The organism is Nonomuraea lactucae (genome assembly GCF_003313395.1).
Lineage (GTDB): Bacteria > Actinomycetota > Actinomycetes > Streptosporangiales > Streptosporangiaceae > Nonomuraea > Nonomuraea lactucae.
In genome coordinates, this window is sequence record NZ_QNFZ01000984.1 from 1 (window position 1) to 11,652 (window position 11,652).

The 11,652-nt window shown below is 71.5% G+C and carries 16 protein-coding genes and 1 tRNA gene; 7 read left to right on the top strand and 10 right to left on the bottom strand.

The features are described 5' to 3' along the window. Positions 1-550 (top strand): PucR family transcriptional regulator (locus DQW85_RS35070; protein ID WP_162795626.1); only part of this gene is annotated, 550 nt, incomplete at its 5' end. Here the strand turns inward: DQW85_RS35070 and DQW85_RS35075 are convergent. Continuing rightward, positions 534-1,586, bottom strand: a complete 1,053-nt coding sequence (locus tag DQW85_RS35075) for a toll/interleukin-1 receptor domain-containing protein (RefSeq protein WP_162795627.1) — start codon at positions 1,584-1,586, stop codon at positions 534-536. The two genes, DQW85_RS35070 and DQW85_RS35075, sit on opposite strands and share 17 nt — an antisense overlap. A 159-nt stretch (positions 1,587-1,745) precedes the next feature. On the opposite strand from DQW85_RS35075, the gene DQW85_RS35080 reads away from it, so the two are divergent. Continuing rightward, positions 1,746-2,609 carry a G1 family glutamic endopeptidase gene (locus tag DQW85_RS35080; RefSeq protein ID WP_113704055.1) on the top strand — a complete coding sequence of 288 codons (864 nt, stop codon included), beginning with the start codon at positions 1,746-1,748 and terminating at the stop codon, positions 2,607-2,609. Positions 2,610-2,630: 21 nt separating this feature from the next. Here DQW85_RS35080 and DQW85_RS35085 read toward each other — a convergent pair whose 3' ends face one another. Together DQW85_RS35085 and DQW85_RS35090 are read right to left on the bottom strand one after the other, a co-directional pair. Continuing rightward, on the bottom strand, positions 2,631-3,734 hold the full coding sequence (locus DQW85_RS35085) for a glycosyltransferase (protein WP_113704056.1): 1,104 nt from the start codon (positions 3,732-3,734) through the stop codon (positions 2,631-2,633). 145 nt (positions 3,735-3,879) lie between these two features. After that, entirely contained in the window at positions 3,880-5,715 is a 1,836-nt protein-coding gene (locus DQW85_RS35090; protein WP_240197634.1) for a SpoIIE family protein phosphatase, read from the bottom strand. Positions 5,716-5,773: 58 nt separating this feature from the next. Between DQW85_RS35090 and DQW85_RS35095 the strand changes: the two genes are divergently transcribed. Further along, on the top strand, positions 5,774-6,514 hold the full coding sequence (locus DQW85_RS35095; RefSeq protein WP_113704058.1) for a GAF and ANTAR domain-containing protein: 741 nt from the start codon (positions 5,774-5,776) through the stop codon (positions 6,512-6,514). On the opposite strand, the gene DQW85_RS35100 is transcribed toward DQW85_RS35095, so the two are convergent. Further along, positions 6,511-6,867, bottom strand: coding sequence for an STAS domain-containing protein (locus DQW85_RS35100; protein WP_113704059.1), 357 nt, complete (start codon positions 6,865-6,867; stop codon positions 6,511-6,513). The genes DQW85_RS35095 and DQW85_RS35100 overlap by 4 nt on opposite strands. Before the next feature lie 177 nt (positions 6,868-7,044). Between DQW85_RS35100 and DQW85_RS35105 the strand changes: the two genes are divergently transcribed. Next, positions 7,045-7,818 (top strand): SigB/SigF/SigG family RNA polymerase sigma factor, encoded by a 774-nt coding sequence (locus tag DQW85_RS35105; RefSeq protein ID WP_113704060.1) that lies wholly within the window; start codon positions 7,045-7,047, stop codon positions 7,816-7,818. A gap of 76 nt (positions 7,819-7,894) precedes the next feature. Continuing rightward, positions 7,895-8,251, top strand: coding sequence for an ATP-binding protein (locus DQW85_RS35110; RefSeq protein ID WP_240197635.1), 357 nt, complete (start codon positions 7,895-7,897; stop codon positions 8,249-8,251). Between the two features lie 80 nt (positions 8,252-8,331). Here DQW85_RS35110 and DQW85_RS35115 read toward each other — a convergent pair whose 3' ends face one another. From DQW85_RS35115 to DQW85_RS47240, 5 genes are all read right to left on the bottom strand, one after another. Beyond that, positions 8,332-8,529: a hypothetical protein gene (locus DQW85_RS35115; RefSeq protein WP_113704062.1), complete on the bottom strand. Its 198-nt coding sequence runs from the start codon at positions 8,527-8,529 to the stop codon at positions 8,332-8,334. A gap of 7 nt (positions 8,530-8,536) precedes the next feature. After that, the gene (locus DQW85_RS35120) at positions 8,537-9,181 is read right to left on the bottom strand and encodes a hypothetical protein (RefSeq protein WP_113704063.1); all 645 of its coding nucleotides are present in this window, start codon (positions 9,179-9,181) and stop codon (positions 8,537-8,539) included. A gap of 6 nt (positions 9,182-9,187) precedes the next feature. Further along, the gene (locus DQW85_RS35125; protein ID WP_113704064.1) at positions 9,188-9,733 is read right to left on the bottom strand and encodes a hypothetical protein; all 546 of its coding nucleotides are present in this window, start codon (positions 9,731-9,733) and stop codon (positions 9,188-9,190) included. 68 nt (positions 9,734-9,801) lie between these two features. Beyond that, a complete protein-coding gene (locus tag DQW85_RS47235; RefSeq protein ID WP_240197636.1) occupies positions 9,802-9,960 on the bottom strand; it encodes a hypothetical protein in 159 nt (52 codons plus the stop codon). A gap of 43 nt (positions 9,961-10,003) precedes the next feature. After that, entirely contained in the window at positions 10,004-10,207 is a 204-nt protein-coding gene (locus DQW85_RS47240; RefSeq protein ID WP_240197637.1) for a helix-turn-helix domain-containing protein, read from the bottom strand. Positions 10,208-10,313: 106 nt separating this feature from the next. Between DQW85_RS47240 and DQW85_RS35135 the strand changes: the two genes are divergently transcribed. After that, positions 10,314-10,390, top strand: a tRNA-Pro gene (locus DQW85_RS35135). Positions 10,391-10,478: 88 nt separating this feature from the next. Here DQW85_RS35135 and DQW85_RS35140 read toward each other — a convergent pair. Next, the gene (locus tag DQW85_RS35140) at positions 10,479-10,838 is read right to left on the bottom strand and encodes a tyrosine-type recombinase/integrase (RefSeq protein WP_240197638.1); all 360 of its coding nucleotides are present in this window, start codon (positions 10,836-10,838) and stop codon (positions 10,479-10,481) included. 432 nt (positions 10,839-11,270) lie between these two features. On the opposite strand from DQW85_RS35140, the gene DQW85_RS45065 reads away from it, so the two are divergent. Next, positions 11,271-11,549, top strand: coding sequence for a UTRA domain-containing protein (locus DQW85_RS45065; RefSeq protein ID WP_275888284.1), 279 nt, complete (start codon positions 11,271-11,273; stop codon positions 11,547-11,549). Positions 11,550-11,652 lie beyond the last annotated feature (103 nt).

Here is an 11,652-nt window from a genome sequence, read left to right on the forward strand (position 1 = left end):
CCTGTGGACGCTGCCGCGCGGCGTCCTCGCCCGCGCCGGCTCACCGGTCGCGCTGCTCGCCCCGGCCCACCTGGCCGCCGAGGTGGCGCAGACCGTCCAGAGCGTGTACGGCACGGCGGCCGGGATCGGCGGTACGCGAGACGACCCGGGGGAGGCGTGGCAGAGCTGGCGGGAGGCGCGCCAGGCGCTGCGCATCGCCGAGCACTTCCCCCGCTTCGCGCCCGTGGCCCGCTGGGACGACCTCGGCGTGCACCGTCTCCTGGCCCGGCTCGGCCAGGCGGACCTGCGCGAGCTGGCTGCCGAGACGGCGACCCTGGCCGGCGAGCTGGACGGCGAACTGGCCCACACGGTCGAGACCTACCTGGACCTCGGCGGCCACGCCCAGCGCACGGCCATCGAGCTGGGCATCCACCGCCAGACGCTCTACTACCGGCTCGGCAAGGCGGAGCGGCTGCTCGGCCGGGACCTGTCGGACGGCGACGACCGCCTCGCCGTGCACCTGGGCCTCAAGGCCACCCGCCTGCGCGCCGCCCCTAACTCCAGCTGGTGAAGTCGAGGGTCAGGCGCTGCGGGTTCGCGGGGGTGTAGTGGGCTATCCGGGCGGCGGCGATGTTGCCCTCGGTGGTCCGGACGCAGAAGGCGCCGCCCACGCCGAGGGCCCGCACGTCGACCGTCGTGTCCTGACGGGCCGCCAGGGCGTGGGAGCAGGACTCCTTGGTGGGGGCCGACTTGGGGGCGGAGGCCGTGGGCGCGAAGGCGGCGTTTCCGACGGCGCCGACCAGGTGTGCGGGCAGGGGAGTGGACTCGGTGGGGAAGTACAGGTCGAGACCGCTGATCGCGTCGCCGACGGTCCCCGACTCGAAGTCCAGGTGGTCCTCGGGCCCGAGATCGGCGCGGCCGGTCCGCGGCGAGCCCGCGCTGGGAGGGGCGGCCGTGGCCGGAGGTGTGCCGGTGGCCGCCGATGTCGTGCCGGGCGATCCCGTGGCCGGTGGCGCGGCGTCGGTGGTGGTACGCGGCCACGTGGCGTACACGACACCCGCGACGGCCGCGGCGGCGAGCGGGACGGCCACGAGCAGCGCCCGCCGCCCCCATGAGCGGGGGGAGGAGGCCGGGGCGGCAGGGGGGAGGGCCGGGACCAGGTGGTGGAGCTCGGCCACCAGGCGGGCGATGTCGTAGTCCGCGTTGCGGTGGTGGAGGCGGAGGTGCTGGCACCGGGCCAGCCTGGCGATGTCCGGGGGGAGCTGGTCTTCCGGCGGGAACGCGGCGTCCTCCACGAGTACGGGCAGCACGGGGATGCCGCACCGGAACGCCTCGGCTATCTCGCGGCGTACCCAGTCCTTCTCGTCGTCCAGCAGGCGGCGGCCGGACCTCGACGCGGCCGTCAGCCAGCGCGGGCCGATGACCGCGATCAGGATGTCGGACTTCCGCACCGCGGCCAGGAGCCGTTCGGCGAAGTCCTCGCTCGGGCGGATCGACCGGCCCGCCCGGAACACGACGTCCTCGCCGAACCTCCGGTTGAGCTCCCGATCGAGGAGCACGGCCCAGGCGTTGTCCAGGCCGCGGTAGTTGATGAAGACGCCCGCCACCTCAATGACCTTCGGGGGTCACGCGTGACACGGCAAGGCGCATAGGGGGAGTTTCCCAAGTACGCCGGAAAAGGCAACGGGCAACCCGGTTACGGCTCCGCGGCCGGATGTCACGATGGGCCGGGGGCCGGCCGAAGAGGACTCGAGGGAGGACATTCGATGCCCGCACGCTTACGCCTTCGCGTGTCGACGACCGTGGCCAGGACAGTGGCCAAGACAGTGGCCATTCCGGCGATTCTCCTGCTGCTCGCCGCAGCCGCGTCTCCCGCCCGAGCGGCGACGGCTCAGGCGGCGCCCTGGCACTACCCGTGGGCCGGGATCGTCTACCACGAGATCAGAGTGCCCGGCCAGGAGCGCCCCTGGGAGACCATTTACGGCGCGGAGGCGGACGTCACCATCCCCTGCGTCTCCGACCGCACGCCCACCGGCGTCTACTACGCCTGGGTCGGGCTCGGCGGGTTCACGGGCGGCCGGATCATCCGGGCGGGGCTGGCGGCGCGGAAGCAGTCCGACGGCACCGTGTCGTACTGGACCTGGGTGGAGAACCGCTTCCCCCGGTCGTGGCGCCTCAACCCGCCGAGCGCGGCGGTGCCGCCGGCCCCGGAACCGGAGGACATCGCGATGGCCGACGACGACCTGTGCGGCAAGGAGATAAACGTCGGCGTCTGGGCCAACGGCAGGGTCGTGATCGGCTCGCCCTCCTCACCCATGGACCGGCGGGTCGGACCGATGATCTCGCACGGCCTGGCGCCGACGGCCCAGTTCATCGTCCAGGCCGTGCCCTGGTCCCGGCACCAGGGCACGAACACGTTCCGCGGCACCTTCACATTCACCCGCGCGCACCTGGAGGCGCGGCGGGACACCGGCCGGACGGGCATCGGCTGGCCGGGCCGGCCCGAAACCGGCGGGTCCGAGTGCACCGAGGAGAACGGCCGGGCCACCTGCCAGGTGCTCCAGCCGCGTGACACCAGGGTGGAGCCGATCCTGGACAGACCGGCCACCTTCAGGGTTCGCGTCCGCTAGCTGCCGGCACAGCCGGCCCGCTCAGGCGCAGGCGGCCTCGTACACGCGCAGGAGCTCCTGGCTCACCCGCTCCCACGAGTAGCGGGAGCGGGCCCGGTCGGCGCCCGCGTAGCCGAGCGCGGTGCGCAGAGTCGCGTCCGACAGCAGCTCGCGCGCCAGCCGCGCGATGCGCGCCGGACGGTCCGGCGGCACCAGCAGGCCGGTGACGCCGTCGATGACCGAGTCGAGGTGCGCGCCGACGGCCGAGGCGATCACCGGCACGCCGCAGGCCATCGCCTCCAGCGCGACCGTGCCCGTCACGGCCTCGCGCGGCACCGTCACCACGGCGTCCGCGCCGCGCATGAGCTTCGGCACCGCGGCCCGCTTCACCTGGCCCAGCAGCGTCACCCGGTCGGCGACGCCGAGCTGCTCGGCCAGGGTGCGCAGGCGCCGCGCCTCCCTGTCGTCGTCGAGCTGCTCGGCCTCGGGCCCGCCGGCGATGACGAGCTCGACGTCCGACAGCCCCTGCAGCGCGCGGACGATCGTGTGCGCGCCCCGGTCGGGGGAGAGGGGGCCGACGTGCACCAGTCGCTTGCGCGGACCGCGCGTGGCCGCGGGGCCCTGCCGGTGGAAGCGGTCGGTGTCCACGCCCGGCGGGACGATGGCGATGTGGTTGCGCGGCACGCCGAGCCGGATCAGCGCGGAGCCCTCGTCGTTCGAGCCGGCGATGACCGCGTTGGCGCGGCGGCCGAGCGCCCGCTCCAGCTTCATGTGGGCCGGGTCGACCGTGTGGAACGTCTGGGTGACGGGCACGTCCATGCCCGTGGCCCCGGCGACCGCGGCGAGCCCGCCGGTCCAGGAGTAGGCGTGGATGACGTCCGGCCGCTCCTCGTGCCATCGCATGCTCAGGTGCAGGCCGACGTCGTTGAGGTACGGCACGACGTCGTCGGCGGACAGGCTCCGCGCCGGTCCCACGTCGATGTGCTCCACCACGACCCCCGGGGCCACCCGCGTCCTGGGCTTGCCCTCGGCGTTGTCACGGCGGGAGTAGATGGTGACGGTGTGGTCGCGCCCCAGCTCGCGCGCCACGGAGAGCAGGTGGTGGCGCTTGTTGCCGGAGACGGAAGCGACGATCGCGATATTCATGGCACACCTCAGCAGCGTGGAAACAGCCTTCAAGGTGTGCCTGCGTCTTAGGCACGGATATCTGCCCTCAAGACTTTACCCATGTCCGGCTGATCCGCAAACCCCGACAGTGCGGACTTGTTGCCCAAAAGCCGCGAAGTTCCGCTCAGGCGCCGCGCAGGGCCAGGATGACGATCTCGTCCCACACCTGACCGCCGGAGAACGCGTGCCGGTCGGCCTCCACCGCCTTGACCACCGTGGACGGGGCCTGACCCGCGCACCTGCCGAGCACGTCGGCCAGCCGCTCCTCCCCGTACGGCTCGCCCAGGTCGTTCCTTGACGAGATCAGGCCCTCGGAATAGAGCACCAGCGTCTCGCCCACGGAGACGGTGATCTCCTCCACGCTCGTCTCGGCCACGGGTGAGATGCCCAATGGCACGCCGCCACCCGAAGCGAACCGCACGCTCCCGTCGGGCTGCAGCAGCGCCGCCGGATGGTGGCCCGCCGACGACAGGCGGATCCCGCGCCCCTTGACGAACCCCGCCACCGCCATCACGAACATGCCGGTGCCCTGCCTGACCAGGGCCTCGTTCACGTTGCGCACGACCACGTCGGGATCGGTCTCCCACGCGGCCAGCACCCTCAGTCCACCCCTGACCATCGCGCTGACCGACGCCGCCTCCTCGCCCTTGCCGACGGCGCCGCCCAGGGCGAACCCCCAGCCGTCGGCCACGGGGAACACGTCGTAGAACTCGGCGCCCACCGACGCGCCGGGGTGGTAGATCGCGCTCGCCTCGTACCCGGGCACGTCCGGCAGCTTGCGCGGCGCGACGCTCGCCGACAGCGCGTCGGCCGCCTGCGACCGGCTCTGGAAGCTGCGCTGCGCCCGGACCGCGAGCCCGAGCTGCAGCCCCACCTCCTGCATGACGGCCAGGTCGGCCAGGGTGAACGGCTGCCGGTCGTGCTCCCTGACCAGCGTCAGCGCCCCGTCACCCGAGCCGATCGGCACGCACAGCAGCGAGCCCGCGCCCATCACCGTCAGCAGCGGCCCGTCGGCGCAGAACCCGAGCAGCGTCTCGTCGTCCACCATCTCGTGCACCACGCCGGTGCCGCGCTCCAGCACCTGCGTCACCACCTGGCTCGTGGCCGGCTCGGCGCGTTCCACCTGCCGGACCAGGCCGCCCAGCGGGTGGTCCTTGGGCGCGACCACGACCTGCCGGCGCGGCATCCCGTCACGCACCATGTCGGCGATCACCCAGTCGGCCCAGCCGGCCGCCAGCAGACGCGCCGCCCGCGACAGCGCCACCGGCTGCCGCAGCGCCTCCTCGTCCAGCAGCAGGGCCGCCACCCTGGCCAGCAGGTCCTGGCGCTTGGCCGCGGCCATCAGCAGGACACCGTCCGAGAGCTCCGGCCGCTCCGCGCGCGGCCCGGGCAGCTGCACCTCGGTCGGCAGCGCCACGGCCGCCACCATCTGCTGTGGCTCGCCCGGCATCGTCAGCCGGGTCAGCGCCAGCTGCACCGTGTGCGTCCGGCCCTGGTGCGCCAGCCGCGTCTCGAACGCCGCCGGCTGCCCCGTCTGCAGCACCGACGTCAGGTGCGAGCGGAACGCCGCCCGCCTGGACACGTCGACCAGCAGGGGGAACGACCGGCCGACCAGGTAGCCGTCGGGGCTGCCGAGCACCCGCGAGGTCTCGCCGTTGATGCGCCGGACCACACCGCCGCCATCGAGCACGATCACCGGCACCGGGAACGCCTTGAACACCTGCCGCAGCAGCTTGAGCTCACGCTGCGGCCCGTCCTTGCGGCCGTTCTGCCGTTTGGAGGCTGATTTGTGCAGCTCGGCTCTCGCCTCGGCCAGCAACTCGGCCGCGGTGTCGAGCTCCGCGAGCGCGGCGTCCAGCGTGGGAGCGAGCTCGGAGGGGTAAGCCGTCCTCGCCTCACGCAAGGAGGAGACGCGCGCGGTCAGCGCGTCCAGAGCGTGTTCGAGGTCCGGCATAGTCATTCTCTGACGCTACGCCACGCTGGATAATGGTAGCCATAAGGGGTAGGGGCTTGTACCTATGGAATCGACGGCGATGATCACCCCCGCGCTGGCCCGTGACCTGGCGGGACTCGGCCGGCTCGGCGCCGACACCTCCACCGAGAGCGTGCTGCGCGGGCTCACCACGGCGCTGGCCGGAGGCGTGCCCGGCTGTTCGGGAGGCTCGGCGGAGCACTGGCGCGACCACCGCGTACTCGTGTCGGGCTCCCACAGCGAGCTCATCATGCTGGTCGAGGCCGAGCGGAGCCTCGGCGAGGGCCCCTCCACCGACGCCCGCCAGACCGGCGGCCGTGTCGTCGTCGGCGACGTGCTCGCCGACGGCCGCTGGCCCCGATACGCCGCCCTGGCCACCCGCTGGGGGGTGCGCTCGGTGCTGACCCTGCCCATCAAGGTGCCCCCCGCGCTGCTCGTGGTCGGCCTCTACTCCGTACGGCCCGGCGCGTTCTCCCCGGTGGGCGTCCACGCGCTGGCCGACATGCTGACCGAGCAGGTCGGCGTGGCCATGGCCAACATGTGGGACTTCGAGGAGGTGCGCACCGACGCCGCCCAGCTCCAGGAGGCCCTGGCCGGCCGGGCCCTCATCGACCAGGCCAAGGGCATCATCATGCAGACCAGCGGGTGCACCGCGGAGGCCGCCTTCGAGGAACTGCGCCGGATCTCCCAGCACCACCAGGTCAAGGTGGCCGACCTGGCCCGGCTGCTGGTCGACGAGCACCAGCGCAAGACGCGGCTCCGGCCGCCCGGTGAAGCCGTGAACTAGCCGATGGCGGCCAGGGCGTCGTCGAGCGTCTCGAAGATCGGCAGCCGCTGCGCCAGCCCGGTGATCCACATCACCTTCGACTTGGAGTACTCGACACCCACCAGGGCGAACCTCGACCCCGACGCCAGGCTCGTCTGCCACTGGTGGACGATCAGCCCCAGCGCCCGCGAGTCCATGAACGTCACCCCCGCCAGGTCCAGCACCAGATCGGCGCCCGCCAGGGACAGGTAGTCGGCGAACTGCTCGCGCGTCGTGGCGTCGAGCACGCCGTCGACCTTGACGACGGTGATCTCGTCCACTGTCGACGAGGTCAGGCTCAGGGCGGCCGTTGAGCTCTCACCGTTCTCCGGCATTGTCACGAAGCAACCCTACTGTTACCGCGGTGGGGGTGAATACATCCCGTGGAACGGGGGATACTAGAGCCGAAGTCCAGCAGAGGGCTTCCGTCTCGTACTTGACGCGAGGTGTGCCTCTGCCTGGGCTTTTTCTGTTGGCGGAGGCCACCCCTGCGACCCATATGAGGAGCAGCGATGGCTGTGCAGGAATACGTTCTCGAGGAGATGACCGCCGAAGAGCTCCTGGCCGAGATGGTCAGGGAAGACACCCCCGACAGCCTGAGGGAACGGCTGCGCGAGCGCATCGTGGAGATGCACCGCCCGCTCGCCATGGAGATCGCCCGGCGCTACCGCTACCGCGGCGAGCCGCTGGAGGACCTGCTGCAGGCGGCGTACGTCGGCTTGATGAAGGCCGTCAACGGCTTCGACCCCACGCTCGGCCACGCGTTCAGGGGCTACGCCGTCGTCACGATGACGGGAGAGGTCAAGCGCCACTTCCGCGACCGTACCTGGGCCATCCGGGTGCCGCGCCTCTACCAGGAGCGGCGTTCGGAGCTCAACCGGCTCGTCGCCGACCTCAGCCAGACCCTCGGCCGCTCCCCGACCGTGGCCGAACTCGCGGCCAAGATGAACATCTCCGAGGAGGACGTCCTGCTGACCCTCGACGCTTCGGCCGCGTACAGCACGCTGTCGCTCGACGCGCCGCTCGGCACCGACGACGACGCCGCGTCGCTGGGCGACGTGATCCCGGAGGACGACGACACCCTGAGTACGATGGTCGACCGGGAGGCGGTCAAGCCGCTCATCGACGCGCTGCCGTCCCGCGAGAAGCACATCCTCCTGCTGCGCTTCTTCGGCAACATGACCCAGGCCGAGATCGCGGCGGAGTTCGGCATATCTCAGATGCACGTGTCGAGGATCCTGCGTAAAGTCCTCGACCAGTTGCGCACGGAGCTGCTCGTCGGCTGAGAGGGCGGATCGCCGGGTGAACGAGGACCACCATCCTCACGACGCGGGTCATACCAGCCCGCCGCCCGGCGCGCCCGTGAAAACGCTCCGATTCCGGCTGCCGGACCTGCCGCGGGTCCGGCAGTTCGCTGAGCGGGAGGCCCGCGGAGCCGGCATGCCGGAGGACGCCATCGGCGACTTCGTCATCGCGGTCAACGAGGTGGCCACCAACGCCGTCACCCACGGCACGGACGACGGGCGGGTGCGCCTCTGGGCCGACGCAGGTGAGGTCGTGGTCGAGGTGCACGACGGGGGCTCCTGGAAGCCCGGCCCCATGCCGGACTCCGTGGGCGGGATGGGGCTGTGGGTGGCGCGGCTGCTCGCCCACGAGCTGAGCCTTCGGGTCGGCGCCGACGGCAGCACGGTCGTCATGCGCTTCGCCGGCAAGAGATAGCCCATCCCCGGCACGGAACGGCCACCCGTGCCGGGGGTTCAGGCACGGGTGGCCGGGTCATGGCAGGTCCATCCGGGGGTCTATCGGCGGGTACGGCCGCGCCATCCGCTGTAGCTGCTGCGGATGCTCGCCGTACCCACTCCGGCCTGGTGCAGCGCCAGCAGCGTCAGGCCCAGCAGCATGAAGGTCGTGCCGGAGATCCCACCGGCGATCCTGGTGTTCAGCAGATCGAGCAGGAAACCCAGCCCGAAGATGATCGCCGCGACGATCGCGAGCATGGCAACCTCACCTCGTCCCAGGGCCGGAGAGGGTCAGCAGCCGCTCCAGCACGCTCCGATATTCACGCAGCGCCAGGCGGAGCTGCTCCGTGTCGCTCTCACCGACGCTCTCCCACCGGCCGCGCAGCTCGCCCGTGTGGGCGCTCAGCGCGGCGGTGAGCGACTCGACGACCTCCCCGACCAGCCCGTCGGCCCGCTTGACGGCCTCGCCCGGGTCGTCCACGAACGCCGCCTGCAGGTCACGCCAGCGAGCCTGCACCTCGGCCGGATCCCGGTCGAACAGCACCGTCGCCGCCTGGGGGGCGGCGTGCGACGGCACTCCACCCGTCTCACCTGTCTCCACCACCGGCATGTCGCCGGGAGCGCCGTACGGGTCCTTGTAGTCCCTGGCGTGCGGGTCGCCCTCTCCCTCGTGGCCGGAGCCGTGAACCAGCACATCACCCTCGGCGGCCTGAGCCCCCTGGGGCGCCTGGGGTGCCTGGGGTGCCTGGGATGCCTGGGATGCCTGGACCGGCGTGTCGTCCACCGGCGCATCCTCCCTGGTCTCCTCGACGACCCTCAGGTCATCGGCGTCCCCTGCCCGGTCGTGATCGTTCGGCATGTCGTCGCCCTGCTCTCTCCGCTGCGACGGCAATCTCAGCTCGTCGCCCATATCGGATCACCGTCCTCGCGTGGTCTCTTCCAGCAGTTCCGTGAACAGCGCGCGGTAGTGCACCATCGCCTGCCGGAGCTCCTCCGTGGAGGCCTCCTTCCTGGCGGCGCGCCCGCTGATCTCGTGCGCCTTGCGGTAGTGGTCGAGGGTGGCGGCATGCCCGACGGACAGGTAGGCCACCCGCGCCTCGAAGTCGTCGGTCGGGTATCCCCGCTCCGCCATGACCGCCGCGACCAGCTGGTCAGCCTCGGTCACCGCGAAGCTGGGCGCGTCCACGAACCGCTCCTGGACGTCGCCCCACCGCTTGGCGTAGGTGTCGCGTGACTCCTCCGCCAGCGGCCGGATGTCGAGCTCGGCGTGCCGCTGCTCACGGTGGAGCAGTTCCTGTTCCGCCTCCCGCCTGGTGTCGTGCTCGGCCACCAGGCGTTCGTACTCGGGGCCGAAACGTGTGCGGAGGCGGCTGCGGCGCTGCTGCTGGAGCACCAAGTAGCCGACTGCGGCGACCGCCACCACCGCGACCACGACGACGGCCACCCAGATGTAGGTGGACATGATGTTCGCCTCCGGTCTCTGTGTCGAGACCAGCGACTGCCCCCGAACGCGCTCTCGAAACGCGCCCGTCAGCCCCCTTCCAGTGCCCTCCTGGCAGAAGCGAGCACCGCGGCGACATGTGAGCCTCCCGGCGCCGCCGGCACCTCCCGGAACCCCTCGGCCGGGTCGTACGCGACGTCCAGCCCCGCGTCGACCAGCCGCTGAGCCCACCGCAGAGCCGTGTTCAACCGCTCGGACGCGGGCGGCCTCCCCTGGGCGGCGGCCGACAGGTTACGCAGGTTCGTCGCCGGCCCCGACCTTCCACGGGACGGCCCGGCTGTGGTCGAGCATCGGCTTGGCCAGCCCGGCGGCCCGCTTGGCCTGCAGCACCCCGGACTCGCTCACCCCGAAGCGCGCGGCCAGCTCCTGCACGCTCAACCCCTGGGCCACGAGCCTCGCCAGCTCCCCCCGATCGATCGTCGGCCTCCGCCCCACCGACCTACCTCCGCTCCCGTCCGGCCGCCGTACACGGTGTGCGCGTGCGCCTGCGATGTGCGCTAAGGTTATGACGTCCCGCCTCACAGGGGGCGGCCGACACAACCGGGACGTAGCGCAGCTTGGTAGCGCACTTGACTGGGGGTCAAGGGGTCGCAGGTTCAAATCCTGTCGTCCCGACCAGATTCTCGCTGGTCGAGCAGGGTGTCACTCCTTAGGGTGACACCCTTTCGCATTGCTGGGTGACTAACTGAGTGACTATCGCCTGCGGTCACGTGAAGATCCGGTCCATGGCTTCCGCGCCTTGGAGGAGTACGGGGCGAATCTGCTTGCGGTAGACGGTCTCGGTGACCGCCGTCCCGCTGTGGCCGACGAGCCGCGCGATGTCCTCCAGGGGCACGCCGGAATCGGAGAGCAACGAGACGAAGCTGTGCCGCATCTCGAGTGGCGTCCAGTAGTACGGCGGGAGCCCTGCGGCCTTGACGATCTGCCGGAAGGATCGCCGGATGTCGTGGGCGTCGAGGGGAGTACCCACGGCGGAGGCGAAGACAAGGCCGTGTTCCTCCCACCGCTTGCCCGCGTCCCCCTTGTCCTGGAGTGGCTGGGCTCGGTGCGCTCTCAGCGCCTCCACGCACCGCCTGGGCAGTGCCAGCGAACGCCGGGAGCGTCTGGTCTCGGTGTCTCCGCCAGCCCGCACCCTTGCCGATGCGCAGCACCGTTACGTCGTCGCTGCCTGGTCCCGTGAGGTGGGGCTTTAGGTGGTTCATGCCCTCGCGTTCGGCGTCGCTGGGCACGCTGACGGATTCCCAGCCGTTGGAGATCATCTTGTGGGCGGGGCTCAGGAAGTCGGCGTGTGTGGATTGGCCGATCAAGATGAGCCGCCGTTCGGCGCGGGGGCGGACGAAGGTTCCTCGACCATGCGCGGGGCCGCAGCGTCGTCTATCGCTTCGCCTACTGGCAGAGCACCTCCAACCGCGTCCGTATCGCCCTGCACTCCACCGTCATCACCGACCTCATCGGGACGGTCACCGGACAGGGACGCGAACGCACGGTCAGCCTGGATATCGAGCCCGCCGACTACTACAGCCATCTTGAGAAGACCCACGGGCCGTTGCGCTGGACCACCACCGTGCACTCGGCCATGCCCTACGGTGGAGTCACCGAGGACCTGGAGATGGAGGCCACCGGCACCCGGCTGCTCGTCGTCCGGCGGATCATGCACAGCCACGACGGCCGCCCCCTGGAGTACACCGAGATCCAAGCACCCGGCGACCGGTTCGAAGCCGCAGCCACCGTCGAAGGCGATGCCGACGCAGACGGGTATGTCGCCCTGCGGATATGACTGGTTCAGAGTTTCTTTACTGGTTCAAGGGCTCGCTTCACTCGCCGCGCGGCCGCCCGCTCCGGGCGGCCAGCGCGCCGGGCTGCGGCCTGAGGGCCGGTCC